The sequence below is a fragment of the Streptomyces sp. NPDC085932 genome, from assembly GCF_044540525.1.
In the GTDB taxonomy this organism is placed as follows: Bacteria; Actinomycetota; Actinomycetes; order Streptomycetales; family Streptomycetaceae; genus Streptomyces; species Streptomyces levis.
In genome coordinates this window covers 146,886-171,020 of record NZ_JBITSJ010000006.1, presented here as the reverse complement: position 1 = coordinate 171,020, position 24,135 = coordinate 146,886, and the positions used below count along the sequence as shown (strand labels likewise).

Genomic DNA, 24,135 nt, shown 5'->3' with positions numbered 1-24,135 from the left:
TCGGTCACGGCAGGATCTCGACGTACCCGTCGCTGCCGTGGACGCGGATGCGCTGACCGTCGCGGATCAGGCGGGTCGCCCCGTCCACGCCGACGACCGCGGGCAGGCCGTACTCCCGGGCGATCACCGCACCGTGGGTCATGAGGCCGCCCACCTCCGTGACCAGACCGGCGATGCCGACGAACAGGGGCGACCAGCTGGGGTCCGTGTAGGCCGTGACCAGGATGTCGCCGGCCTCCAGGTCGGCCTGCGCCATGTCCAGGACGACGCGGGCCCTGCCCTCGACGGTCCCGGCCGAGACCGCCAGCCCGACCAGGGCACCGGCCGGCACGTCCTCACGGCGGTACGCCCCGTTGAGGGCCTCGCCGTCGGAGGTGAGCACCCGGGGCGGGGTGAGCGTCCGGTAGGTCCGGAACGCGTCCTTGCGCTGCCGGATGATCCCGGCGTCCACCCGTCCCGAGCGCACCGCGTCGTGGAACTCCTGGAACGTGAGGTGGAAGACGTCCTCCCGCTCGGCGAGCACGCCGGCCCGTACGAGCCGGTCGGCCTCCTCCATGAGGGCCTGCTTGTAGACGAAGTAGCGGCTGATGATGCCGTACTTGGGGTACTCCCGGTATCCGATGAAGGTGCGGACCCGGTCGATCATCCGCTTGGTCTCGTCCGCTTTCCGGTCGCCGTCGGGCAGGGCCCGCAGGCGTGCCAGGACGTCCTGTTCCTTCCTCAGCGCCTCCTGCCGCCCCTGCTCGAAGCGCCGCCGGGCGGCGCCGGGCCGGAAGTTCCTGACGTTGTCGAGGATCGCCGGCACGAGCGTGGCGGGGCTTTCGCGCCAGCGGGGCCGGGTGATGTCGATCTCGCCGGCGCAGCGCATGCCGTAGCGGTCGAGGTAGGTCTCGATCGCGTCGCGTGCTTCGCCGCCACCCGGCAGTTTCGCCAGTTCGTCCAGGAAGTCGTCGTTCTCGACACCCTGGAGGAAGGCGACGACCTGGGGGTGCGGGCGGATGACGTCGGCGACGTCGAGGAGTTCGAGTCCCATCTGCGACGTGATGTTGCCGGGGGCGGAGAGCGTGAGCGTGTCGGCCGCGTTCTTCTCGCCCAGCCACTCCTCAAGCTGGTCGTTGAGCCACCACGTGGCCTCCATCCCGGCCATGATCACCTGCATGCTGAGGGGATCGGCGAGGACCCGCTTGTGCTCCTCGAAGGCTTCGAGGAGGAATGCGAACAGCGCCGGTCCGCTCTTCGTCCGGATCTCGCGTTTCAGGGCGGCGACGGACGCCCGGCTGCGCTCGATCAGTTCGGTGACGACGGCCGGATCGGTCTCGATCGGGGCGGCGGCGCCTCCGGGAGGCGGTCCACCGGGTCCGGTGTCCGGGAGGGACGGGACGAAGTCGCCCCGTTCCAGGAGGGTCTCCAGCGCGTCCCTGACCAGTGGGTCGCCCCGGCCCATGATCTCCAGCAGGGCGGCGCGGCTCGCGGGTGCGGCCAGGCGCCGGGTGACGTCGACGAACAGCCTGCCGCCCGCCTCGTGCATCGGTGCCATGGCTGTCAGCCGCCACATGGACAGCCCCAGGGGTTTCATGGCGTCGGTCATCATCTGCTGGTGCCCGACGGAGACGTAGACGTGGTTCTCCCGGTCGTCGGTCTCGGGGACGGGGAACAGGGTCGTGATGGGCCGGCTCTGCACGATCCGGAAGTCGTCGTCGACCAGGCACCACTCGATGTCCTGGGGGTGGCCGAAGTGTGCCTCGATCCGCCGTCCGAGCCGTACGAGCCGCACGGCCTGCGCGTCGGTCAGGGCCGGCTGCTCCTGGCGCGGCGCGTCGATCCGCACCTGGTGCGTGCCGCCGCCCGGCAAGGCGTGCACGGCGCACTGTTTGGCCGCGATGGTCCTGGCCACGACCTCGCCGTCGCGCACCGTGAAGGTGTCCGGGTTCACCAGACCGGAGACCAGGGCCTCGCCGAGGCCGAACCCGGCGTCCACGGTGGCGACCTTCCGGTTGCCCGTGACGGGGTCGGCCGTGAACAGGATGCCGGACGCCTGTGGGAAGACCATCCGCTGCACGACGACGGCCATGTGGACCGTGCGGTGATCGATGCCGTTGCGCCGCCGGTAGGTCACGGCCCGCTCGGTGAACAGCGAGGCCCAGCACCGGCTGATGTGCCTGAGGACCGACGCGGTTCCCATGACGTTGAGGTAGGTGTCCTGCTGTCCGGCGAACGAGGCCGTCGGCAGGTCCTCCGCCGTCGCGCTGGAGCGCACGGCCCAGGCGGTGTCCTCGCCGAGTCGGGCGATCGCGCCGGTGACCGACGCCGCGATGTCGTCCGGGAGGGCGGTCTCCTCGACGGTGCGGCGGATCCGCGCGCTGAGCGTGCGGATCGTCTCCGAGTCGTCCGGGTCCACGTGCGACAGCCGGTCGAGTGCCTCGTCGAGCGAGGGCACACCGGCCTTGGTCCGCCGGAAGGCGTCCGTCGTCAGACAGAAGCCCTCCGGCACACGGACGCCCTCGATCCGTGACAGCGCCCCCAGGTGCGCGCCCTTGCCGCCCGCGACCTCGACCTGCGTCCGGTCGATCTCCCGCAGGTCCAGCACGTACCGCTCGGTCATGGCCGCACCTCCGTGGCAGCCGTGGTCCGACGCGACAACAACTCACGCATGCAATGCCCCGTTTCCGCAGGTCCTGGTCTCGGCCGACGATTCTGCGCCGTCCCCCGGGCCTTGCCGCAAGCCCCCCGGTGCGCTATACCTTGAGACAGGCAAGGAGATCTCTCTCCTTGCCTTCGCTGTTTTCCGCCGCCGGAAGGCTCGCTTCGCCGCCGGAGGCCTCGTTTTCGCCGCCAGAGGGCTCGTTTTCGCCGTCGGCATCAACCACTGAGCGTCGTCGGGCGGGCCGCGCTCTCCACAGGTTCTCTCGGTGTGGCCGGGCGCAGGACACCTGCCGCCGCCGCGGTGGTGGCGCAGAACAGGGTGAGCAGCAGGAAAGTGTGGTTCAGGGCCATGAGATGGGTGAGCCAGCCGATGACGGCGGGCCCTGCGAGCATGCCGATGTAGCCGAGCCCGGCGACGCGGGAGACGTTGGTGCCCGCCGCTGAGGGGTCGGTGTGGCCGGCGGCGCTGAACAGTTGCGGGATGCAGCCGGACAGGCCCAGCCCGAACAGCGCCCAGCCGGTCAGCGCCACCCAGATCCAGGGCGCGAGGGCCACGGCCGTGATGCCGACGGCGGCCAGAGCGGCGCCGTGGCGCAGGACGGCGACGGGCCCGAAGCGCGCGGACATCCGGTCGGCCAGGAGCCGGCCCGCGGTCATGGTGGCCGCGTAGGTGCCGTAGGCGAAGGCGGCGGTGCTCTCCGGGGCGCCCAGGACGTCCTCGAGGTGCAGGACACTCCAGTCGTTGGCGGCGCCTTCGCACAGCATGACCAGCAGGGCCAGGACGGCGAGGAGCCAGATCCGGCGGGGAACGGCGCGTTTGCCCACCGGGCTGTCGCCCACTGCCCCGACAGCGGGGGCCGTCGGCCCGGCGGGCAGGAGACCGCGGGCCGCCGCCAGGGCGACGACGACGCCGATACCCGCGGCGGTGCCCAGCGTCGTGGCCGGTTCCCAGCCGATGTCGACGGCCCCGGCACCCGCAAGCGCGGCCAGGACACCGCCGACGGAGAACGTGGCGTGGAACGCCGACATGACGGGCCGTTCGTACGCCTTCTCCACCTGCACGGCATGCGCGTTCATGCTGACGTCCAGGGTGCCGTTGCCGAAGCCGAAGAGCAGCAGGGCGGCTCCGAGGGCCCACGGTTCCCGGGCGAGGCCGGGCAGCACCAGGGTCGCGGCGCACAGCACCCCGGCCAGGGGAACGACGGTGCGTGTGCCGAGCCGGTCGGACAGCCGCCCGCCCACCTGCATGCCGGCGAAGGCCCCGGCTCCCAGCAGCACGAGGAAGCCGCCGAGGGCCGCGTGGCTGATGCCCACGCGGCCCTCGATGGCCGGGATCTGCACCACCCACATGCCCAGCAGGGTGCCGTTGAGGACGAAATAGACGAATGTCGCAACGCGGGCCACCCGCAGCACTCTTTCCATGCGGAACACCATAACGAACAGACCTGATGTTTGAAACATCGCTCTGCGCACAGATTCTCTGTTCACTCCGGGTGGTGTTGAATCGCCGTATGAGCACCGCGGAACGTCACCGACTGATCGCCCAGGCCGTCCAGGAGGCGGGGACGGCCACCGTGGCCGAGCTCGCCGCGCTGACCGGTGCCTCGGACATGACCGTCCGCCGCGATCTGGACCACCTGGCGGCGCAAGGCGTCCTCGAACGGTTCCGGGGCGGCGCGCGCACCCTGCTCCTGCGCGGCGAGGAACCTCCGTTCGCGCTGCGCGCCCACGAAGCCATGGAGGCCAAGCGCCGGATCGCCGCGGAGGTGGCCTCGCTTGTCAGCGACGGCGAGACCGTTCTGCTCGACAGTGGTACGACCTGCCTGGAGGTCGCCCGGTTGCTGCGCGGACGGCAGGTCACGGTGATGCCCCTGTCCCTTCAGGCGATCGGCCTCCTCGGTGACGCCCCCGAGCCGACCCGGCTCCTGGTGCCCGGTGGCCGGCCCCGTGCCGGCGAGGGTGCCCTGACCGGTCCCCTGACCCTCGCCTCCCTGTCGGCGCTGCGTTTCGACACCGCCGTCCTGGGCTGCTGCGGCCTGACCGCCGACGACGGCATGACCGCCTACGACCTCGACGAAGCGGCGGTGAAGAAGGCGGCCGTCACCTCGGCGCGCCGCATCGTCGCCGCCGCCGACGGCACCAAACTCGGCCGCACGACCCAGGCCTACGTCGGACCTTCGACGCTGGTGCACGTCCTCGTCACCGACTCGGGCGCGCCCACCGACGAGACCGCGGCCCTCGAAGGCCTCGGCGTCACCGTCAAGCGCGTCTGAAGCCGACGGAGACGGCGCGGAGCGATCAGGCCGGCCAACCTCCCCGCGCGGCGGTCGACTTGGCGAACTCGGCGAAGGTGCGCGGCGGGCGCCCCAGGGCGCGCTGCACACCGTCGGAGACGTACGCGTCCCTGCCCTCGCGCAACGGCTCGATGACGTCCGCGAAGGCCCGGGCGTCCGCGTCCGGCCACCCCTGCCGCAGGAGTTCCGCGACGTACGCCTCGACCGGGAGCGGTACGTAACGGACGGCACGGCCGGTGGCCTCGGAGATCGTGGCGACGGCCTCTGCCATCGTCACCGCCCGGGGGCCCGACACCTCATAGGTCTCGCCCGCGTGCCGGCCGTCGGTGAGCGCGGCGACCACCACCGCGGCGATGTCCTCGGCGTCGACGAAGCTCGCGGCCCCGTCACCCGCGGGCAGCCGCAGCTCACCGGAGCGGACGGCTTCGGCGAAGAAGCCCTCGCTGAAGTTCTGCGCGAACCAGCCGGGCCTGCTGATCGTCCACTCCACCCCGCTCTCCCGCACGGCCGCCTCGCTGTCGCGGATCCCTTCCAGGACGCCGCCGCCGTCCTTGACGTAGTGCGGATCGTCGATGCCGCGCCCCGAGGCGAGCACGATCCGCCGCACCCCGTGCCGCACGGCACGTTCGACGAACGAGCGCACCAGCTTCGTGCCGTCCAGCTGGACGACGTAGACGGCCCGCACCCCCTCCAGGGCGGCGTCCCAGGTGCGGCGGTCCCTCCAGTCGAAGACGCACGGGCCGTTGCGGGAGGCCGCGCGCACCGGCAGCCCCGCGTCCCGCAGTCGCGCGACCACACGGCGGCCGGACTTGCCGGTCGCCCCCGTGACAAGAATCGGATGCTCAGACATGACCCTCAGTCAAGCGGGCCGCATCGAGACGATCCATGCCTGATGAGCTCTCCTCGATGTCCGTGCGTCTAGATTGGGGGGCATGGACGCCGTGTCGCAGATGCTGGGTGAAGTCCGGTCGCGCGGCGCCGTGTTCCGGCAGACGATCATGGAGCCGCCCTGGGCCCTGCGCATGGCGACGGGCGCTCCCCTGACACTGGCCGTGATGCTGCGCGGCCGGGCCTGGATCGTTCCCGACGGGCACGAGCCGGTTCCCGTCGGGGTCGGGGACATCGCTGTCGTCCGCGGCGACGTGCCCTACACGGTGGCGGACGATCCCGCGAGCACCCCTTCGGCGGTGGTGACGCGCGCCGACTACTGCCCCGGCGCCGAGGGCGCAGAAGGGGCCTCCGGGCCCGCCCGGACGTGCGGAACACCGGAGGACGGGGCCCCGGTGCTCCTCAGCGGGGCGTTCGAAAGACGCGGGGAACTCAGCGAACGGCTGGTGCGGTCCCTGCCTCCCGTGCTGGTCGTGCCCGGCGGGGACAGCCCTTACGGATCAGTGGAGTCGGTGGCCGCGGAGATCACCCGGGAGCGGCCGGGACAACAGCTCGTCCTGGACCGGCTGCTGGATCTGATGCTGGTCTCCGCGCTGCGCGGCTGGTTCGACGATCCGGGTGCCGATGCCCCGGCCTGGTGCCGCGCGCTGGACGAACCGGTCGTCGGCGCGGCACTGCGGTCGCTGCACGCCGCGCCCGCCCGTCCCTGGACGGTCGCGGACCTGGCCGCCGAGGTGGGGGTGTCGCGGGCCGCACTGGCCCGGCGGTTCACCGCGCTGGTCGGCGAACCGCCCATGGCCTACCTCGCCGGCTGGCGCATCGCCCTGGCCGCGGACCTGTTGCGGCGGACCGACCACACGGTGGGCACGATCGCCAGGAAGGTGGGCTACGCCAACGCCTTCGCGCTGAGCGTGGCGTTCAAGAGACTGCGCGGCACGCGGCCCAGCGACTACCGCGCCGCCCGTGCCCGGTTCGCGGATCCGCCGACGGAACCGGGATCCGAGACGCCTCGGTCCCGTGTCCGTCCCGCATCGAACCGACGCTGACGCGCTCGACCGGCCTCGCCGGTGGGGTGTTCCGGGCGTACGCGGGTGCCAGGCATACGCGGGGTGTCGGGCCGGTGGGTGGCGGCGATCCGTGACGGACGCGGCCCCAGGGCGGGACAGTGTCACGGCCGACCGTCCCGGGCCTGTGCCAGAGCGTCCGCGGTGACATCGGGATGGGGATGGGGGAACGCGTGTGCGCCCGGTGCCCGCAGCAAGCGGCCGTCTCCCGCCCGGCCGGCCAGGTGGCCGGCCCAGTCCCCCGGGCACAACGCGTCCCTCTCCCCCGCCACGACCGTGACCGGGCAGGCCACGGAGGGCAGGACGTCCTCCGGGGCGTCGGCCTGGGCCGACCGGACGCAGTTGAGCAGGCGTCGCGGACCGGCCTCGAGGTAGGAGGGCAGCACCGTCGGGACGACGTCCGGGGCCTCGTGGACCACCGTGCGGGCGAGCGCGCCGAGGAGCGGGCGCATCCGCCGCAGGCGGGGTGGGAAGGTCGGCGAGAGCAGGACGAGGGACCGGACCCGCTCGGGGGCCCGTACGGCCGCGTGCAGCGCCACCTGGGCGCCGGTGGAGTGCCCGGCGAGCACCACCGGCGTCCGCGGCACGACGGCCAGCCACCGTGCCACCGTGTCCGCCAGCGGCCCGAGCGTCTCGGGGCAGGCCGGGCCGCCGGGATCGCGGAAGCCCGGCACGTCCAGCAGCCGTGCCGGGCCCGTCCGGGCACAGTGTTCGAGCGTCCGCAGCAGGTACCCCGGCGCTCCCAGGCCCGGCACCAGCACGATCGGAGTGCCCCGCTCGTCCCGTCGCGGCGTCCCCACGCTGCGCACCACGGCCCCGCCGATCCGGTCGTGGCCGAGGTACAGGTGACGGGTCCGCTGCGGCATGACCGGCGGGTACCCGGCCCCACGCGTCTCATGGACCCCCGGCGGCTCCGTCGGCCCCGGCGGCTCCCTCGGTCGCGGTGGGCGGGCCGGGCGGGGTGACGGCGGCCCGGGCCAGCGCCACCGTCCGCTCGGGCGTGCCGTCGATCGAGACGACCGCCCCCGCTTCGTCCTTCCCCAGCGGTTCGAGGTCGGCGAACTGGGTGCGCAGCAGGTCGGGCGGCATGAAGTGGCCCCGCCTGGCGGAGATGCGCGCGGCGATCAGCTCGGGCGTGCCGTCGAGGTGCAGGAAGAACACGCGCGGTGCGGCGGAGGAGAGCCGGTCGCGGTAGCGCCGCTTGAGCGCCGAGCAGGTCACCACGCCCCCGCTGTCCGCGTGAGCGGTGAGCCAGCGTGCGATCTCCTCCAGCCAGGGGCGGCGGTCCTCGTCGTCCAGGGGGTGGCGGGCACGCATCTTCGCCACGTTGGCTTCGGGGTGGAAGTCGTCGCCCTCGGCGTAGGGCACACCCAGGCTTCGGGCCAGCAGGCGGCCCACCGTGGTCTTCCCCGAACCGGACACGCCCATGACCACGACCAGCGGTGCGGAGCTGTGAGACATCCAGAACCTTCCCTTCGGGTTCTCTTCGCCGTCGGCTAGAACTCGATGACCACCTTGACGTCGTCCGGTCGCGGCGTGAACGCCTCCGTCGCGCGTTCCAGCGGCACCCGCCGGGTGATCAGACGTTCCAGCCACGACAGGTCGGCACGGGCCAGGTCGTCGGCGGCCTGCCGGTAGTGACGCAGATTGGCGTTGACCGAGCCGACCACCGCGTCGTTCTGCAGCACGATCTCCCGGTTGAGGGCGCCCGCGTCCACGGTCGTCCTGCGCCCGGCGGGCGACACCCCGGTCAGACACACCACTCCATAGGCGGCGGTGCCGGTCAGCGCGGCGAGCACGGGCTCGTTCGCGCCGGTCGCCTCGATGACGACGTCCGGGCGGACGGCGCTGACGACCTGCTCGGCGTCCTCGGCGTGGTAGGTGGCGCCCAGGTCCCGTACCAGGCCGGGTTTCGGGCCGTCCGTCACCCGGTCGACGACGTGCACGTCCAGTCCCCGCTGCGCACCGAGGAGGGCGGCCAGCAGGCCGATGGGTCCCGCCCCGGTCACCAGGACGCGCCGCGGCTCGAACCACGAGCGGCCACCGACCCGTTCGATCTGCTCCCAAGCCTTGGCCACCACGGTGGTGGGCTCCAGGAGCACCCCGGCGCGCTCCAGGTGCGGCTCCAGCCGCACCGCGTAGTCGGCCTCCACGCTCCACGCCTCGGCGCCGTAGCCGTCGAGTTCCTTGATGCCGCGCTCGGTGTAGCGGCCGTTGCGGCACATGTCGAACTCGCCGCGGGCGCATGCCCCGCACGGTTCGGGGTCCGGGCGGCGCACCACCCCGGCGACCAGGTCGCCGGCCGAGAAGCCGCTCGCGGGCGGCGCCTGCCGCACCCGTCCGAGCGACTCGTGCCCGAGGACCAGCCGGTCGCGGCCGGGCGGGGAGGTCCCGTACTCGCCCCGGACGATCTCCTTGTCCGTTCCGCACACGCCCATCGCCAGGCCGTCCACCAGCAGCTCGCCGGCGGCCGGGGCGGGGTCGGGCACCTCCCGCACCGCTGTGGAGTCCTTGGTGCCGGGCCGTACCGTCACCGCACGCATCGCTCACCTCGTCCCTCGCTCGGTCGGCGCGGAACTCGTTCGCGCCGCTGTCCGACCGTCTGTCCCGTCACGAGGGTTTCAGCACCGAGCGGCCCACTTCGGTGGACGCGGCCGGGCGGACTCACATCGCGGCGGGATTCAGGCGACGGGCTGCAGACGTACGCAGCACCGGCCGGGGGCCGGGGCGAGATGGGCCTCGAGTCCGCTGTCGCCGAGGGTGGCGAGCATCCCCCGCAGCAGGTGCAGGTTCATCCCGCACACCGTCTCGGTGTGCTCGCGGGCCAGTGCGTGGAAGGGGCAGTTGCCCAGCACGATCGCGTCGCCCTCGCGGCGCGGCTCGAAACCGTGGCGCTCCAGCAGGTCCGTCACGCCCGCCGCCTCCTCGGCGCCCAGCTGCCCGCCCAGTTCCGTCGCCTTGCGGTGCAGCACGCCGCGGACCGGTTCGCCCGTGGCGTCGGCCACCTCCACGGCGCGGGCGAGCAGCCGTCCGGCCAGTTCGTAGTGCCGCTCGGGCAGGCTGACGCTGACCTCGCGCTCCGAGCGCCGGTACAGCTTGGCGGGCCGGCCGGCTCCCGGTCCGGTGCGTCCGCTGCGCCGCTCGTACACCACCTCCAGCAGCCCTTCGGCCGCCAGCCGGTCCAGGTGAAAGGCCGCCGTCTGGCGGGCCAGCCCGAGGGCCTGGGCGGCGTCGTCCCGGCCGACCGGCCCGGGCCGGCGCACGACGTGCTCGTACAGCCGCCGGCGTGTCGGCTCGTCCAGGGCCGCGACGGCGGAGACGTCACCTGCGGGTGCCGTGCCGGTGGCGGGTGCTTCTTTCGAGTGCTCCACGAACACCAGTGTAAAACCCACGGCCATTGACTAAAGAGACGGAGCGCGCTTCTATCGATAGTGAAAGTTGTCGATAGAAGGAGGGCGTCATGTCGTCCACCAGCACCACGTCCGTCGCACCCCGGCGCGGCCTGACGGCCGACCCCGCCCACCAGGCGTTCTGGCTCCTGCGCGCCGGATTCACCGTGGCCCCCGTCCTGTTCGGGCTGGACAAGTTCGCCAACCTGCTCGTGGACTGGCCGGTCTACCTCGCCCCCTGGCTCGACGACCTGGTCCCGGGCAGCGCCCAGGCCGCCATGTACGCGGTGGGGGTCGTCGAGATCCTCGCGGGCGTCGTCGTCGCCGTGGCCCCTCGATTCGGCGGCTGGCTCGTGGCCGGCTGGCTGGCCGGCATCATCGTCAACCTGCTGAGCGTCCCCGGGTACCACGACATCGCCCTGCGCGACTTCGGACTGCTGCTCGGCGCCGTGGCGCTGGCCCGGCTCGCGGCGCGGTACCCCGGCGCGGGGCGGTCCAGCTGACGCCGGCCGCGCCGACACACCAGGGCGGGTGGCCGGACCGCCGCGACCACCCGCCCAGGGGGGACGCCGCCTCCTCCGGCGGCACCTCACGCCCTGCGGCGCTCGCCTCCCCTGCCGCCGTCCCGCCGGGGGCCTCCGTTCCGTACCCTGACGGCATGCGCATGCGCCCCACCCTGAGCTGGACACCTGACGAGGACCTGCCGCCGGGCACCACCGACCTGGAGCCGGTCGCCGAAGCGCTGGGTGCCGGCGGTGTGCTCGTGCTCAGCGGAGCGGGCCTCTCCACCGAATCGGGCATCCCCGACTACCGGGGCGAGGGCGGGAGCCTGAGCCGGCACACGCCGATGACCTACCAGGACTTCGTCGCCGGCGCGCAGGCCAGACGCCGCTACTGGGCGCGCAGCCACCTCGGCTGGCGTACCTTCGGCCGGGCCCGTCCCAACGCCGGGCACCGGGCCGTGGCCGCGTTCGGGCGCCACGGGCTGCTCTCGGGTGTCATCACCCAGAACGTGGACGGCCTGCACCAGGCCGCCGGCAGCGAGGACGTCGTGGAACTCCACGGCGCCCTGGACCGGGTCGTCTGCCTCTCCTGCGGCGCCCGCAGCCCGCGCCGCGAGCTCGCGCGGAGACTGGAGGAGGCCAACCCCGGGTTCGAGCCCGTGGCCGCCGGCATCAACCCCGACGGCGACGCCGACCTCACGGACGAACAGGTCGGCGGTTTCCGGGTGGTGCCCTGCGCCGTCTGCGGCGGTGTGCTCAAGCCCGACGTGGTGTTCTTCGGCGAGACCGTTCCGCCGCAGCGTGTCGAGCACTGCCGCGAACTGGTCCGCGGGGCGAACGCGTTGCTGGTCCTGGGGTCCTCGCTCACGGTGATGTCCGGGCTCCGCTTCGTCCGTCAGGCCGCCCAGGCCGGAAAGCCGGTGCTGATCGTCAACCGGGACCCGACCCGGGGCGACCAGCACGCCCTCACCCGGGTGTCGCTCCCCCTGGGCGCAGCCCTGACGACCGTCGCGGAGCGGCTGGGCATCGCCGTCGGCCGCCAGGCGGCGCCGCGGCCGTGACCCCGGCGGCGCCTGCCGCGCTGATCGCCCCCGCTCACACGGCCCGCACCAGCATCCAGACGGCCATGGCGAGGAAGAGCACCCCGACCACGCGCTGCATGGCGTACCCCTTCTCCGTCGGTTCGGTCGCCTCGGGGTTCTTCACCCAGCCGCGCTGGAGCCGGCTGTTCAGCCGCCAGAGCAGCTGAGGGCGTATCACCTGGACCAGGCCCATGACCAGGAAGAAGCAGAGGATCGGGACGAGGGCGGGACTGGAACCGCCGTCCCCGGAAGCTGCCTGCACCATCGACTCGTAGGACATGGACACCGGATGTCCGCATATCCCCGCCGGAAACGGCGATCGCACGGAAGGCGGGCAACTCGCGTCCCACAGTGAACGCACAGCCACTCTCCCTCCTCTTGCAGGGCGAAAGCCCGCAACTGAGAGGAACGTGCTGTGCGTTCACGTACACGTATACGTCCGCGCCTGTACCCGGCCGGGTCGGTGGTGCTGGCCCTGGCCGCCGCCGGATCCGTGCTGGCCGGTCCGGCCGGCCCCGCGTTCGCCGTCGACACGGCGGGCCGCGCCGACCTACGGGCGGACGTGAACCGCGACGGGCGCGTCGACGTCGCCGGTGGCAGCGACAAGAAGGGTGAGGACGGCTGGTCTGTCGAGCGCGGGGCCCTCTATCTGCCAAACATCGACGACGACACCAAGCGGTGCCCGGTCACCGGCCCCGGCGGCAGCCCGCTGTCCCACGCCAAGCTGGCCGCGTGCCACGACGGTTCGGACACGAAGGTCAACGGCACCGAGGACGCCGCCGACCTCGCCCGGGTCCGCTCCGTGCCCCTGCCGGACCTTCCCGCGGACGCCAAGGGCACGTTGAAGATCACCACGGGAGGCGACCACGCGCATCTCTTCCTCCAGCGGGCCGGGAAGTGGGTGCTGGTGACGGCCCGGACCCGGCTGACCGCGGCCGAGTTGCGCGCCGGGGCCGAGTTCGGTGTCGAGGCCACCGACGTCGTCCGGGACAGAGCCAAGTGGGACGGCCGCGCGGTGGTCCGGCTGACGGTGACGTCCGGCGGGAAGTCCACCTCGGACGCGGTGACCCTGCGCGTCGCCCCTCTGCTGACGCACCATCACCTGCAGAACACCCAGCAGGTGATGGTGACCGAGGTCCAGGGTGAGGGCCCCTACAGCCGACTTCAGCAGAAGTTCGTCGCCGAACTCGCCAAGGAGGTCGAGAAGGCCGGCGTCACCACGCCGCTGGTCAAGTTCACGAAGTACGCGGACCCCTGGGCCCAGGACTTCGTCGAACCGGCCTACGTCAGCATGACCGGACCGGGCGGCCGGCGGCACGTGATGCGCGTGATGCTGCGTTCCGCCCAGCCGGACCGGGACGCGGGCCGCGAACTGTTCGAGAAGGTGCGGGGCCGGGACATCGGTGTCGTGCAGGTGACCGACCGGGCGGAGCCCGACGACTGGTCGCTCAACTCCATGGGGAACCTGGAGACCATCCCGCCCTACACGCACAACGGCCGTTCCTACCCGGCCGGGCGGATCATCATGGGCGAGCGCAAGGACAGTGGGGCACGGCCGTCGAAGGTGATGCGGACGATGCTCGCGTCGCAGGGCATGCAGGACCCGCTGCTGCTGGACACCTCCTGGCTGGGTGTGGGGCACGTCGACGAGTTCGTGCAGTTCCTGCCCGCCGACACGCCGCGCGGCTGGCGTCTCGGCGTCGCCGACCCGGAGGCGGGGCTGCGGCTGCTGCGCGAGGCCCAGCGCGACGGTCACGGCAAGACCAAGATGTTCTCCGTTCCCGGCCGCAGCGACAGCCCCGCACCCAAGGAGACCATCGACCAGGCGCTCGCCTCCCGTCACCTGGTGGCCGACAACCAGATGGCGGCGCGACGCATCGCGGCCAACCTGGAGGTCCTCAAGCGCGAGACGGGGGTGACCGACGGCGAGATCGTGCGGGTGCCGGCGCTGTACACGCGGGACTCGGAGGCCTTCACGGCCGAGGGCCGGGAGGTCCCCGTACCCCGGCTGACGCGCATGGGCGCCGGCTCCGACGTGGTGGACAGCCTCGGGGACTTCGGCCAGCAGAAGTGGCTCGCGGAGAACCCGGCCGCCCCGCGGGCGGCGGCGGAGACGGTGACGACCAGCGCGTACGTTCCCGGGGCGGTCAACGGTGTGCTCCTCGCGCGCGACCGCTACCTCGCCCCGCGCCAGTGGGGTCCCGTCATCGGCGGCAAGGACATCTTCACGGAGGCCGTCACGGCCGCCTACCAGCGGGTCGGCATGAAGGTGTCGTACATCGACGACTGGTACACGTACCACCTCGGGATGGGTGAGGTGCACTGCGGCACCAACACCCTGCGCGACGCCTCGGCCGCCTGGTGGCAGGGCCCGGGGGCGAACCGCAACGGGGCCTAGCCGACCGGCGGTTCGCACCACGGGAGGGCCGGATCCGTCGTCGGGAGCACCGCGGCGGATCCGGCCACGGTGGTGCCGGCTCCACCACGTCTTCGGTGCCCAGCCCCACTGACCCGCGCGGCCGTTCCTGGAAACGTCCGAGGTGCCCGACCCGACGACGGAGGAGCGCCGATGAACAGGAAGATCGCGTCGAAGCTGCGCAAGGCACTGATGGCCGTGACGGCGGCGGGCCTGGTGGGCGCCACCGTGACCGACGCGGCGGTGGCGCGCCCGCCGTCGCCGTCGCCCCTGCAGAGGAGCATCGACGCGCTGGTGAGCGAGGAGAAGTACCCGGCCGTGATGGCCTGGGTGAACAAGGACGGCCGGACGACGTCCTTGGTGGCCGGGTCCGCCCGGCTCGGCGAGCGGGTGCCGGTCCCGCGTGACGGCTATGTGCGGGCGGGCAGCAACACGAAGACCTTCACCGCCGTGGTCGTGCTGCAACTGGTCGCCGAGGGCAGGGTCCGCCTGGACGAGCCCGTCGAGACGTACCTGCCCGGGCTGGTGCGCGGCCGGGGCATCGACGGCCACCGCGTCACCGTCCGGCACCTCCTTCAGCACACCAGCGGACTGCCCAGCTACACCGACCACTTGGGGCTGGAGAACTTCGAGAAGATCCAGCACAGGTTCTTCCACCCCCACGACCTCCTCGCCACCGCCCTGGCCCACCCGGCGGAGTTCGCCCCCGGCACCCGGTGGAAGTACAGCAACACCAACTACCTGCTGGCCGGGCTGCTGATCGAGCGCGTCACCGGCCGCCCGGTGCAGGAGCAGATAACCGAACGCGTCATCAGGAAGGCCGGGTTGCGCCACACCTACTGGCCGCAGCCGGGCGACCGGACCCTGCGCCGGCCCCACGCGCACGGCTACGCCCTGAGCGACCCGCGCAGCCGCAGGGTCATCGACGTGACCGAGATGGACCCCTCGTGGGGCGGGGCCGCCGGCCAGCTGATCTCGACGCCCGGCGATCTGGCGGAGTTCGCGCGTGTCCTGATCGCGGGCAGGCTGCTGCCGGCCCGGGAACTCGCCGAGATGCGCAAGACGGTCGACGCCCCGCTGCTCCCCGGCTGGCGGTACGGGCTCGGCGTGTTCAGCGTCCCGCTGAGCTGCGGGGGCGTCTACTGGGGGCACGGCGGCGACATCGACGGGTACGAGACCCGTGGGGGCGCCACGGACGACGGCCGTTCCGTCGGACTCGCGGTGACCGCGCTGCCCGGTACCTTCGGCGACGCCACGAAGGGTGCCCTGGCGGTGATGAAGTCCGTGGACACCGCGTTCTGCGGCTGATCTCAGCGGCGTTGCCGGGGCGCGTGGACGGCGAGGACGGCGACGTCGTCGTCCACGCCGGGCCCGAGCGCGGCGAGGAGGTCACGGATGGCCGCGACGGTGTGGCGCGCGCTGGTGGGGGCCAGCGCCCGGACGAAGCCGAGGAGCGCCTCGTCGCCGTAGCGGCCGTCGCCACTGGCGGCGGTGTGTGCCTCGGTCAGGCCGTCGGTGTGCAGGAGCAGGGTGTCACCGGGCGCGAGGCGGAAGCTGGTGGTGGCGATGTCGGCGTCGGGGAGGACGCCGATCAGCTGGCCGCCGGGAGTGGGCAGGTGGTCGGCGGTGCCGTCGGCGCGGAGCAGCAGGGCGGGCGGGTGGCCACCACTGGCCAGCGTGATGCGGAAGCCGCTCCCCTCGGTGTCGGGGGTGAGCAGGCCGAAGACGACGGTGCAGAACCGGGGGTCGTCGGCGCTGGAGTACTCGTGGTGCAGGACGGTGTTGAGGTTGCTCAGCACGGCGGCCGGGTCGGGGTCGTACACGGCTGCGGCGCGCAGGGTGTAGCGGGCCAGGGAGGTCACGGCGGCGGCGAGGGCGCCTTTGCCGCAGACGTCGCCCAGGAACAGGCCCCAGGCGCCCGCGGCCAGCGGGAAGAGGTCGTAGAAGTCGCCGCCGACCTCGTCGGCCGAGGCGATGTGGTAGTAGGCGGCCACGTCCAGGCCCGGCACGTTCTCCAGGGCCGGTGGCAGCAGCGTCGCCTGCAGGGTGGCGGCGAGCTGTTGGAGGCGTTCGCGTTCGCGTTCGGACTCCTGGCGGGCGCGCAGCAGCTCCTCCTCGTAGGAGCGGCGGTCGCGGGCGTCGAAGACGGTGGTGCGGATCAGCAGGGGCCGACCGTCACCGCCCCTCTTGAGGGTCGAGGTGACCAGCACCGGCAGGCGGCCGCCCTCGGCCGTCCTCAGCTCCAGCGCGATGCCGCTGATCTCGCCCTGCATGCGCAGCAGCGGCGCGAAGTGCGTCTCGTGGTACAGCCTGCCGCCGGCCGTGAGGAGGTCGGCGAAGGTCCTGCGGCCGACCAGGTCGGCGCGCCGGTGGCCGAGCCAGTCCAGCAGGGTGGCGTTGGCCTTGACGATCCTTCCGTCCAGCAGGGTGGACAGGAAGCCGCACGGCGCGTGCTCGTACAGGTCCTCGGCGCTGTCCTCCAGCAGGTCGGAGCAGACCCGGTCGTCGCGCCCGGAGTCCGGGCCGTCGCCGGTCCCGCGCGTCATGGAAGCGCTCCGGAGAAGGAGAGGGCGGTGACCGCCTCGATGGGCGCCACCGGTCCCGGATCCGGCTCGCGGCAGAGGTCCAGCACGTCCTCCACGGTAACCGTCCCGGCCGCGGGACCGCTTCCCGATCGGCGGCGGGTCGGATCCCGGCCGCTGCCCGCAGCGGTCAGGACGCGGCCGTCGTGGCCGTCGTGGCTGTTACGAGGCCGCGGCGTCGTCCACCGTGGCGCGCAACTCCAGGAGGCCGTCGACCCCGGTGATCTCGCAGAGCCGCCGCACCTGGGGGGACGGGTCGACCACACGGAGGGTGACCGTCCGGTGGGTGAGGATCAGCAGGTTCAGGAACGTGGAGTCCGCGAAGGTGACGCCCGAGGCGTCCAGGATCACCTTCGGGTGCGTGCGGGCCGCGGTCTCCAGCGCGTCGGCCAGGGGCGTGACCGAGTCCATGTCGTAGGCGCCGCGCGCGACGACGACCCAGGCCCCCCGCCATCCGTACTGCGCCACCTCGGCCTCGCGCGAGGCGGGCCCGGCGGACTGCCGGGGAAGGGACACTCCACTGCTGCCACTCATGAGTGCCGGTGCGGCGGCTTCGTCCCAGGGCATGCCGGGCTCCTCCCTGCGGCTCTCCCTCACGGGAGTACGTCATCCATTGCCGGAAAAGTATGTCATGTATCTGCGTTCCTGCAACGCCCTCCCTTAAAATGCCGAGCATGGTTGGAGTGCCCGAATCACACACCGGATGGACGTTCATCACCAGCCACGCGCGTGTCCTGGCGGCCATCGCCGACAACCCGAACGTCCGCATCCGCGACATCGCCGCCCGCTGCCGGCTCACCGAGCGCGCCGTGTCGCGGATCATCTCCGATCTGGAGCAGGCCGGGTACCTCTCGCACACCCGCGAAGGGCGCACGAACACCTACCGGGTCGAGCCCGACAAGGTGCTGCGGCACCCGGCCGAGGCCGGCCTCCCGGTGGCGTCCCTGCTCTCTCTGCTGGTGCAGGACGAGTCCGAGCGCTCCAGGCAGCCGGTCGCACCCTGACGGCCGAGGGGTGAGCGATCACGTCAGGGAGCAGCTGTTCGCCAGGGTCGCCGGGTCGGTGCCGGTGGGCCGGGGGACCGTGCGGGAGGCCGGTGGGCGGTGCCCCGAGGCGAGCCAGTCCTCCAGGGCCGTGAAGGCCGACCGGTGGCACGGGGTGAGCGGGCGCAGGCGGCCCGGGTGGGTGTCGGCCAGGGCGTCGGTGTGGGTGCCGTCCTCGATGCGGTAGTAGCGGTGCAGCGGGCCGCGGCCCGCCTCGCGCACCATGCGGGCGTAGACGTCGGAGTCCCGGCTGATCGGCAGCAGGACGTCCAGGGTTCCGTGCAGGGTGATCAGCGGCTTGCCGATCCGCCCGGTCAGCCCGATCCTCGCCACGGCCGCCGCGACCTCGCGGGGCCGGGAGGCGTAGTCGTAGTCGGCGTCACAGGCCGGTGTGCCCGGCGCGCAGAAGGGTGTGCCCGCCTCGGCCGGTCCGTCGAACGAGGGGTCCAGTTCCTCGCGGTAGATGCGCTGGGTCAGGTCCCAGTAGACCTGGTGGTGGTACGGCCACAGGAACTCCGACCCGGCCGGGAAGCCGGCGGCGTGCAGGGCGGCGCGCGCCGTTTCGGCCTGTGCTCCCCCGGCGGCGTAGGCGGGGTAGTGGCGCAGCGCCGCGGGCAGGAAGTCCAGCAGGGTGGGGCCGCCGGAGCGCCAGAGGGTGCCCTCCCAGTCCACTCCCCCGTCGTACAGCTCGGGGTGGTTCTCCAACTGCCAGCGCACCAGGTATCCGCCGTTGGACATGCCGGTCACCAGCGTGCGGGCCGGCGGGCGGTGGTAGTGCCGGGAGACCGTGGCACGGGCGGCCCGGGTGAGCTGGGTGAGCCGGTGGTTCCATTCGGCGATGGCGTCCGCGGGCCTGCGTCCGTCCCGGTGGAAGGCGAGGCCGGTGTTGCCCTTGTCGGTGGCCGCGTAGGCGTAGCCGCGGGAGAGCACCCAGTCGGCGATGGCCCGGTCGTTGGCGTACTGCTCGCGGTTGCCGGGGGTACCCGCGACCACCAGGCCGCCGTTCCACCGGTCGGGCAGGCGGATGACGAACTGGGCGTCGTGCCGCCAGCCGTGGTTGGTGTTGGTGGTGGAGGTGTCGGGGAAGTAGCCGTCGATCTGGACTCCGGGAACCCCGCTGGGGACGGCCAGGTCCTTCGGCGTCAGGCCGGCCCAGTCGGCCGGGTCGGTGTGCCCCGAGGCGACCGTGCCGGCTGTGGTCAACTCCGCGAGGCAGGCGCTTCGTTGGTGCTCGGCTCCCGGGACGCGCACGGTCGCGCGGTGGGCGCAGGCTTCCGGCGCCGCCGTGGCGGGCGCGGGCGTGAGGGTGAGGGCGGTCAGCGCCAGGGCTGCCGCCGGCCACCGTCGTCGCCGGGAGCGTGATAGAGGGCGGATCGAAAGACGCATGCGGGTGCCTCCGCGGTCGCGGTCTGCGGACAGGGACGCGCGGGAGGTTATGACGGTGACGCCCCACGACCTATGGGGCCGGCGACCACCTTCGACCGCCTCACCATGGGTGCTCGCGCCACGGCCATAGGGCCGACCCCTGGGTGGTCTCCGGCCCTATGGCCCTGCCCTACACGACCCGTCAGCGACCGGGCCATATAGCGCCGTCACACAGGTCCACGCCACACATGGCGGTCCGGCCCATGTCGACCTGGACGAGCGCGCCCCGATGATGCACGGCACGCCGGTCCCCCGGGCCCACCCGGGGGCCGGCGACGCGAAGTTCCCCCCACCAGGAGGCAGGCACTCGTCATGGGACAGTCGCACACCGCGTTCCGCCGGACCAGAGGCCGCCGCGCCAGCGGAGGCACAGGCACACGCACAAGCCGCTGGATCACTGCCGCCGCCGGGGTCATCGCCCTGACCGGCGCCCTGATCGCCTCAGGCCCCCAGGCAGCCGCCGCGGACACCCGATCAGTCGCCGCCGGCCCGCGGGCGACCGCCGAGAGCCCGAAGGCAGTCGCCGCCGGCCCCCGGGCTGCCGCCGCGGCCCCGACGGCAGCCGCCGCGAGTCTCACCCAGGTCACCGGCTTCGGCACCAACCCGGGCAACCTGTCGATGTACACCTACGTGCCCGACGGACTGCCAGCCGGGGCCCCGCTCGTGCTCGCCCTGCACGGCTGCACCCAGAGCGCCCAGGACTACTACGCGCACTCCGGCTGGCCGAAGCTCGCCGACCAGTACGGCTTCGCGCTGGTCTTCCCGCAGACGAGCGGCGCCAACAACGCCAACTCCTGCTTCAACTGGTTCGAGCCGGGCGACAGCGCGCGCGGACAGGGCGAGGCTCTCTCGCTCCGGCAGATGGTCGACAAGGCCCTGGCGCTGTACGGCGGTGACTCCCGGCGGGTCCACATCACCGGCCTGTCCGCGGGCGGCGCCATGACCGCGAACATGCTCGCCGCCTACCCCGACGTGTTCGCGGGCGGGGCCATCGCCTCCGGGCTGCCCGCACGCTGTGCGAGCAGTGTGTCGGCGGCCTACACGTGCATGTACAGCCCGCCGGACAAGACCCCCGCGCAGTGGGGGGACCTGGTGCGTTCCGCCGCTCCCGCCGGTACGGGCTCCTGGCCGCGCGTCGCCATCTGGCAGGGGACCGCCGACACCACCGTCGTGCCCGCCAACGCCGGTGAGCTGCGCGACCAGTGGACGAACGTGTGGGGCCTCGGCCAGACCCCTGCCCGCACCGAGAGCCTCGGCGCGGGCACCTCGCTCAGCGTCTACGAGGACCCCTCGGGCCGTCCCGCCGTCGAGGTCTACACGGTCTCCGGGATGGGGCACGGACTCCCGGTCGATCCAGGCAGCGGCCCCGCGCAGTGCGGCAGCGCCGGAACGTACTACCTCGACACCGTCTGCTCCAGCTACCACACCGCCCGGTTCTGGGGGCTGTACGGGGACGAGGGCACCGGCGCCCTGCCCGCCCCGGCGGGCCTGACCGTCACCCGGACCACCGACACCGCCGTCTCGCTGAGCTGGCAGGCGGTCGACGGCGCCGCCTCGTACGTCGTCCACCGGGACGGTACGAGGGTCGGCACCGCGGCCTCGGCCTCCTTCACCGACAGCGGCCTGGCCACGGGTACGACGTACCGCTACAGCGTGGCGGCCGTGGACGCGGCGGGTGCGGTGGGCCGTGTCTCCTCCGTGGTGGCCGCGACCACCACCGGGTTCACGCCCACCTGCCACACGGCCAGCAACTACGACCACACCGTGGCCGGGCGGGCCTACCAGAGCGGCGGCAACACCTTCGCGACGGGTTCCGGCCAGGCCATGGGGTTGTGGAACACGTTCACCCGCCACACCCTCAAGCAGACCGCGCCCGGCTACTACGTGGTGGACGACACCGGCTGCCCGGCCTGAGCCGCGCGGCGTCGTCCACCGGTGGGGAGCGGTGCGCGTCAGTCCAGGATCAGTTCCGCGCGGGCCGACGGGGCCCGCGCGGCGAGGGCGCCGCCGAAGTTGCCCTCGACCTCGGCCTTCTCCGCCGCGTTCGGATACGGGTTCGTGCACGCGGTGCCCGCGCTGGAGCCGGACATCAGGCTGGAGCACGGCCCGGGCTTGCGGTCGGGCAGGCCCAGGATGTGGCCGAGTTCGTGGGACGAGATCCGGATCGTGTCGTACCCCTGGTCGACGGCCTGGCGCCCGATGTAGACGGTGCCGTTGCCCAGGGTGGTGGGCAGGGCGCGCGGCCAGCCGTTGTCCGCCAGGACCCGTATGTTCGCGCGCTGTCCGGAGGCGACGGGTCGCAGTTCGACCGAGTCGACACTCGCGTTCCAGATCGCCGCGCCCCGGTCGACGGCGGCCTTGAACTCCGCGGCGCCGGCGGCGTCGTAGGTGAGGACCCGGGCGGCGAGGGGTGCGGCGGCCGGGCCGGGGGAAGCGGCCGCGGCCGTGCCGCCCGTCAGGGAGAGGGTGACCAGACAGGCGGCGGCCAGGCCGCCTGTCAGCGTGCGCACGTGCATGATCGACCTCCTTGTGGGGGAAGGGCAGTCGTGCTCATGACATCCACCGGGCTCCCTGCCCAGCGGCGGGTGCGCTGAATCCGTCAATCCACGCGCTCCCTGCGGGGCAAGAACAAGCGGGAGAGGGTCAGTTCACGAGCCCTCGGAGGCGGCGGCGCAGGGCGGCGGTCAGTCTGACCGGTGCCACGCGCAGCACCAGGGCACCGTGCGCACCGCGCGGGAGGGGCTTGGCGTAGTAGGGACGGCCGAGTCGGGAGGCGTTGAACCAGCGTGTTCCGGTGAGTCCCGTCGTGTGGGGGACGGGAACGGGGCCGTTCGAGTCGTCCCTGCCGGGCGTCGCACCCGTCCGGAGGGTCAACGTCCAGCGTCCGGGGGGCAGTTCCCGGACCGGGAGCCGGGCGGTGAAGCCGGTGTGGCCGTCGGCCGACGTACACCGCACGGGTGTCTCCCGGGCCAGACCGGTGTCGTCCTCGGCTCGCAGCGTCATGGCCTCGGGGTGGCGGGCGGCGTCGGCGGTCACGCGTCCCCCGACGACGAGCGTGCCCGGGGCGGACGGGTCCCAGGCGACCTGGGTGACGTGGCAGGGCGGTTCGGCTGGCGTGGGCCGGATCTCCACGGAGAGGTTGCCGTGGGGGGTGAAGAAGGGCCGCGCGGTGGTGGGGCCCCGTCCGGAACGGGAAGCGGTCCGCAGCTCTCGCGGGGGCGGGTCCGTCCGGCCTCCGTCGTCGTCCGTCCGGGTCTGGCGGAGTCTGACGGTTCTGCCGACTCCTTCGCACCGCACCTCCAGGTGCAGGTCCCAGATGCCGTCGCCGAGCGGGGCGCCCGCGTCCACGGCGTCGAGGTCCAGGACGGCGCCGAAGGCGGCGGCCGGTTCCGGGCTCTCGCCGGTGCGGGCGTCGGGCCGGTGCGGGACGGCACCGACGACCACGGGCAGGCGGAGGTCGGGGTGCGGCACGCCGCGTGGGCGCAGGATCAGCCGCGTGCCGGGCTCCAGCGGGCCGAGGGAGTCGATGCGGGCGTGGCCGGACAGGCGGAGCCGGCCGCCGTCGCCCGTCCACGCCGCTTCGGTCAGGTCGTGGTGGACCGGCAGCCGGTCGGTGACGTCGAAACAGGCGTCCGGTACCGCCTTCGCGGGATCCCGGAAGAAGGGGTGGAGCCAGTAGACGCGCCCCTTGTCGACGAGGTGGCCGCGCGTCTCGTCCTCCGTGGCGTGCCGCGCCACGGTCATGAGGTCCTCGTACCGGTCGGCGCGCAGGAGGTGGACGATCAGCCGGTCCGGCGGTGCGATCTGCTGGAACACGCCGTCGGTCACATGGCGCAGGGCCCACTCCCGGAACTGCGGGTAGAAGCGCTCCCGCGCCTCCCGGTCGTCCTCCCGGGGCAGCAGGGCGCGCAGGGGTCCGCACAGTTCCCACTCGACGTGCCGGCGCATGATCCGGTCCCGGCGGGGGCCCGGTTCCACGTAGCGCGCGACCGTCTCGAAGCACAGCCGGGTGCCGTCCATGCGGTGGACGAGTCCGGCGGCGGTGCGGGTGAGGTTGTTGCCGTTCCGGCGGTTGCGTGAGTAGTAGCAGTCGTAGTCGGCGACCACGGAGATGCCGTCGGCGTTGAGGTAGGCCGCGGCGGTGAACGGCTTGTCCTCGCAGTTGCGGTACGGCGGGAAGCGCAGCCCCAACCGCTCGATGAGGGAGCGCCGGAACAGCTTCCAGCAGCCCAGGGTGCGGTAGGCGAGGGAGGAGAAGACGTCGGTCCGGGGCTGGTTGTGCGAGAAGACGGCCGTCGGTACGGCCCGTCCGTCCACGGACACCATCTTGCCGAGGACGACGTCGGTGCGGTTCTCGTCCGCCGTCGCGACCATCCGGCGCAGGGCGTCGGGGCCCAGGTAGTCGTCGGAGTCGAGGAAGAAGACGTAGTCGCCGGTGGCCAGATCGAGGCCGGTGTTGCGGGGGCCTCCGGCGCCTCCGCTGTTGGACTGGTGGATGACGCGCAGGCGGGAACAGGTGCGGGCGAGCCGATCCAGCTCCTGCCCGGTGCCGTCGGTGGAGCCGTCGTCGATCGCGATGATCTCGATCTGCTCCGGGCCGAGCGTCTGCTCCATGGCGGAGGTGACGCACTTGGTCAGCTCCGGCATGGAGTTGTACGCGGGGATGATCACGCTGACGCGTGGCGGGGTGGTACGGAGCATGATCACTCCCGGGCCGGTGGTGTCCGGTGGCGCGGGCCGTCGGCTGCCGGCCGCTCACCGAGTCTCCGGCGGGGCGGCGTGGGGCCGCGCGGCGTGAGGGGGACG

21 protein-coding genes are annotated in these 24,135 nt (G+C 73.0%); 8 read left to right on the top strand and 13 right to left on the bottom strand.

Going from position 1 to position 24,135, the window contains the following annotated elements:
* Positions 1-4 precede the first annotated feature (4 nt).
* Positions 5-2,602, bottom strand: a complete 2,598-nt coding sequence (gene rph, locus ACIGAQ_RS28115; protein ID WP_399787508.1) for a rifamycin-inactivating phosphotransferase — start codon at positions 2,600-2,602, stop codon at positions 5-7.
* Positions 2,603-2,859: 257 nt separating this feature from the next.
* Positions 2,860-4,065 (bottom strand): MFS transporter, encoded by a 1,206-nt coding sequence (locus tag ACIGAQ_RS28110; protein WP_399787506.1) that lies wholly within the window; start codon positions 4,063-4,065, stop codon positions 2,860-2,862.
* An 89-nt stretch (positions 4,066-4,154) separates the two neighbouring features.
* On the opposite strand from ACIGAQ_RS28110, the gene ACIGAQ_RS28105 reads away from it, so the two are divergent.
* Positions 4,155-4,916 (top strand): DeoR/GlpR family DNA-binding transcription regulator, encoded by a 762-nt coding sequence (locus ACIGAQ_RS28105; RefSeq protein WP_399787502.1) that lies wholly within the window; start codon positions 4,155-4,157, stop codon positions 4,914-4,916.
* A 25-nt stretch (positions 4,917-4,941) separates the two neighbouring features.
* On the opposite strand, the gene ACIGAQ_RS28100 is transcribed toward ACIGAQ_RS28105, so the two are convergent.
* Positions 4,942-5,787 (bottom strand): NAD(P)H-binding protein, encoded by an 846-nt coding sequence (locus tag ACIGAQ_RS28100; protein WP_399787499.1) that lies wholly within the window; start codon positions 5,785-5,787, stop codon positions 4,942-4,944.
* Between the two features lie 82 nt (positions 5,788-5,869).
* On the opposite strand from ACIGAQ_RS28100, the gene ACIGAQ_RS28095 reads away from it, so the two are divergent.
* Positions 5,870-6,871 (top strand): AraC family transcriptional regulator, encoded by a 1,002-nt coding sequence (locus ACIGAQ_RS28095; protein WP_399787496.1) that lies wholly within the window; start codon positions 5,870-5,872, stop codon positions 6,869-6,871.
* Between the two features lie 122 nt (positions 6,872-6,993).
* Here ACIGAQ_RS28095 and ACIGAQ_RS28090 read toward each other — a convergent pair whose 3' ends face one another.
* The 4 genes from ACIGAQ_RS28090 to ACIGAQ_RS28075 form a co-directional block, all read right to left on the bottom strand.
* Entirely contained in the window at positions 6,994-7,755 is a 762-nt protein-coding gene (locus tag ACIGAQ_RS28090) for an alpha/beta fold hydrolase (protein ID WP_399787494.1), read from the bottom strand.
* A 28-nt stretch (positions 7,756-7,783) separates the two neighbouring features.
* Entirely contained in the window at positions 7,784-8,350 is a 567-nt protein-coding gene (locus ACIGAQ_RS28085; protein WP_399787491.1) for a gluconokinase, read from the bottom strand.
* A 35-nt stretch (positions 8,351-8,385) separates the two neighbouring features.
* Positions 8,386-9,432, bottom strand: a complete 1,047-nt coding sequence (locus ACIGAQ_RS28080) for a glucose 1-dehydrogenase (protein WP_399787488.1) — start codon at positions 9,430-9,432, stop codon at positions 8,386-8,388.
* A 138-nt stretch (positions 9,433-9,570) separates the two neighbouring features.
* Positions 9,571-10,266, bottom strand: a complete 696-nt coding sequence (locus tag ACIGAQ_RS28075; protein WP_399788429.1) for a helix-turn-helix transcriptional regulator — start codon at positions 10,264-10,266, stop codon at positions 9,571-9,573.
* 83 nt (positions 10,267-10,349) lie between these two features.
* On the opposite strand from ACIGAQ_RS28075, the gene ACIGAQ_RS28070 reads away from it, so the two are divergent.
* A complete protein-coding gene (locus ACIGAQ_RS28070; RefSeq protein WP_399787485.1) occupies positions 10,350-10,781 on the top strand; it encodes a hypothetical protein in 432 nt (143 codons plus the stop codon).
* Positions 10,782-10,936: 155 nt separating this feature from the next.
* Positions 10,937-11,842 carry an NAD-dependent protein deacetylase gene (locus ACIGAQ_RS28065; protein ID WP_399787482.1) on the top strand — a complete coding sequence of 302 codons (906 nt, stop codon included), beginning with the start codon at positions 10,937-10,939 and terminating at the stop codon, positions 11,840-11,842.
* A gap of 34 nt (positions 11,843-11,876) precedes the next feature.
* Here the strand turns inward: ACIGAQ_RS28065 and ACIGAQ_RS28060 are convergent, their stop codons facing one another.
* Positions 11,877-12,143: a DUF6199 family natural product biosynthesis protein gene (locus ACIGAQ_RS28060; protein WP_311678643.1), complete on the bottom strand. Its 267-nt coding sequence runs from the start codon at positions 12,141-12,143 to the stop codon at positions 11,877-11,879.
* A gap of 135 nt (positions 12,144-12,278) precedes the next feature.
* On the opposite strand from ACIGAQ_RS28060, the gene ACIGAQ_RS28055 reads away from it, so the two are divergent.
* Both ACIGAQ_RS28055 and ACIGAQ_RS28050 read left to right on the top strand, forming a co-directional pair.
* Positions 12,279-14,261 (top strand): protein-arginine deiminase domain-containing protein, encoded by a 1,983-nt coding sequence (locus ACIGAQ_RS28055; protein WP_399787478.1) that lies wholly within the window; start codon positions 12,279-12,281, stop codon positions 14,259-14,261.
* 171 nt (positions 14,262-14,432) lie between these two features.
* Positions 14,433-15,587 carry a serine hydrolase domain-containing protein gene (locus ACIGAQ_RS28050; RefSeq protein ID WP_311678646.1) on the top strand — a complete coding sequence of 385 codons (1,155 nt, stop codon included), beginning with the start codon at positions 14,433-14,435 and terminating at the stop codon, positions 15,585-15,587.
* A gap of 2 nt (positions 15,588-15,589) precedes the next feature.
* On the opposite strand, the gene ACIGAQ_RS28045 is transcribed toward ACIGAQ_RS28050, so the two are convergent.
* Positions 15,590-16,825: a PP2C family protein-serine/threonine phosphatase gene (locus ACIGAQ_RS28045; RefSeq protein ID WP_399787475.1), complete on the bottom strand. Its 1,236-nt coding sequence runs from the start codon at positions 16,823-16,825 to the stop codon at positions 15,590-15,592.
* Between the two features lie 198 nt (positions 16,826-17,023).
* Positions 17,024-17,428, bottom strand: coding sequence for an STAS domain-containing protein (locus ACIGAQ_RS28040; RefSeq protein ID WP_399787472.1), 405 nt, complete (start codon positions 17,426-17,428; stop codon positions 17,024-17,026).
* A gap of 107 nt (positions 17,429-17,535) precedes the next feature.
* Between ACIGAQ_RS28040 and ACIGAQ_RS28035 the strand changes: the two genes are divergently transcribed.
* Complete coding sequence (locus ACIGAQ_RS28035; RefSeq protein WP_399787469.1) at positions 17,536-17,865, top strand: helix-turn-helix transcriptional regulator; 330 nt, start codon at positions 17,536-17,538, stop codon at positions 17,863-17,865.
* 18 nt (positions 17,866-17,883) lie between these two features.
* Here ACIGAQ_RS28035 and ACIGAQ_RS28030 read toward each other — a convergent pair whose 3' ends face one another.
* Entirely contained in the window at positions 17,884-19,290 is a 1,407-nt protein-coding gene (locus tag ACIGAQ_RS28030; RefSeq protein WP_399787466.1) for a tannase/feruloyl esterase family alpha/beta hydrolase, read from the bottom strand.
* Between the two features lie 351 nt (positions 19,291-19,641).
* On the opposite strand from ACIGAQ_RS28030, the gene ACIGAQ_RS28025 reads away from it, so the two are divergent.
* Positions 19,642-21,243, top strand: a complete 1,602-nt coding sequence (locus tag ACIGAQ_RS28025) for a PHB depolymerase family esterase (RefSeq protein WP_399787463.1) — start codon at positions 19,642-19,644, stop codon at positions 21,241-21,243.
* Between the two features lie 38 nt (positions 21,244-21,281).
* Here the strand turns inward: ACIGAQ_RS28025 and ACIGAQ_RS28020 are convergent, their stop codons facing one another.
* Both ACIGAQ_RS28020 and ACIGAQ_RS28015 read right to left on the bottom strand, forming a co-directional pair.
* Complete coding sequence (locus ACIGAQ_RS28020) at positions 21,282-21,845, bottom strand: snapalysin family zinc-dependent metalloprotease (protein ID WP_311678654.1); 564 nt, start codon at positions 21,843-21,845, stop codon at positions 21,282-21,284.
* Positions 21,846-21,972: 127 nt separating this feature from the next.
* On the bottom strand, positions 21,973-24,030 hold the full coding sequence (locus ACIGAQ_RS28015) for a glycosyltransferase (protein WP_399787459.1): 2,058 nt from the start codon (positions 24,028-24,030) through the stop codon (positions 21,973-21,975).
* Positions 24,031-24,135 lie beyond the last annotated feature (105 nt).

Coding starts and splice junctions, on each gene's coding strand:
- rph (WP_399787508.1), bottom strand. CDS start 2,602: ATGACCGAGCGGTACGTGCTGGACCTGCGGGAGATCGACCGGACGCAG.
- ACIGAQ_RS28110 (WP_399787506.1), bottom strand. CDS start 4,065: ATGGAAAGAGTGCTGCGGGTGGCCCGCGTTGCGACATTCGTCTATTTC.
- ACIGAQ_RS28105 (WP_399787502.1), top strand. CDS start 4,155: ATGAGCACCGCGGAACGTCACCGACTGATCGCCCAGGCCGTCCAGGAG.
- ACIGAQ_RS28100 (WP_399787499.1), bottom strand. CDS start 5,787: ATGTCTGAGCATCCGATTCTTGTCACGGGGGCGACCGGCAAGTCCGGC.
- ACIGAQ_RS28095 (WP_399787496.1), top strand. CDS start 5,870: ATGGACGCCGTGTCGCAGATGCTGGGTGAAGTCCGGTCGCGCGGCGCC.
- ACIGAQ_RS28090 (WP_399787494.1), bottom strand. CDS start 7,755: ATGCCGCAGCGGACCCGTCACCTGTACCTCGGCCACGACCGGATCGGC.
- ACIGAQ_RS28085 (WP_399787491.1), bottom strand. CDS start 8,350: ATGTCTCACAGCTCCGCACCGCTGGTCGTGGTCATGGGCGTGTCCGGT.
- ACIGAQ_RS28080 (WP_399787488.1), bottom strand. CDS start 9,432: ATGCGTGCGGTGACGGTACGGCCCGGCACCAAGGACTCCACAGCGGTG.
- ACIGAQ_RS28070 (WP_399787485.1), top strand. CDS start 10,350: ATGTCGTCCACCAGCACCACGTCCGTCGCACCCCGGCGCGGCCTGACG.
- ACIGAQ_RS28065 (WP_399787482.1), top strand. CDS start 10,937: ATGCGCATGCGCCCCACCCTGAGCTGGACACCTGACGAGGACCTGCCG.
- ACIGAQ_RS28060 (WP_311678643.1), bottom strand. CDS start 12,143: ATGTCCTACGAGTCGATGGTGCAGGCAGCTTCCGGGGACGGCGGTTCC.
- ACIGAQ_RS28050 (WP_311678646.1), top strand. CDS start 14,433: ATGAACAGGAAGATCGCGTCGAAGCTGCGCAAGGCACTGATGGCCGTG.
- ACIGAQ_RS28045 (WP_399787475.1), bottom strand. CDS start 16,825: ATGACGCGCGGGACCGGCGACGGCCCGGACTCCGGGCGCGACGACCGG.
- ACIGAQ_RS28040 (WP_399787472.1), bottom strand. CDS start 17,428: ATGCCCTGGGACGAAGCCGCCGCACCGGCACTCATGAGTGGCAGCAGT.
- ACIGAQ_RS28035 (WP_399787469.1), top strand. CDS start 17,536: ATGGTTGGAGTGCCCGAATCACACACCGGATGGACGTTCATCACCAGC.
- ACIGAQ_RS28030 (WP_399787466.1), bottom strand. CDS start 19,290: ATGCGTCTTTCGATCCGCCCTCTATCACGCTCCCGGCGACGACGGTGG.
- ACIGAQ_RS28025 (WP_399787463.1), top strand. CDS start 19,642: ATGGGACAGTCGCACACCGCGTTCCGCCGGACCAGAGGCCGCCGCGCC.
- ACIGAQ_RS28020 (WP_311678654.1), bottom strand. CDS start 21,845: ATGCACGTGCGCACGCTGACAGGCGGCCTGGCCGCCGCCTGTCTGGTC.
- ACIGAQ_RS28015 (WP_399787459.1), bottom strand. CDS start 24,030: ATGCTCCGTACCACCCCGCCACGCGTCAGCGTGATCATCCCCGCGTAC.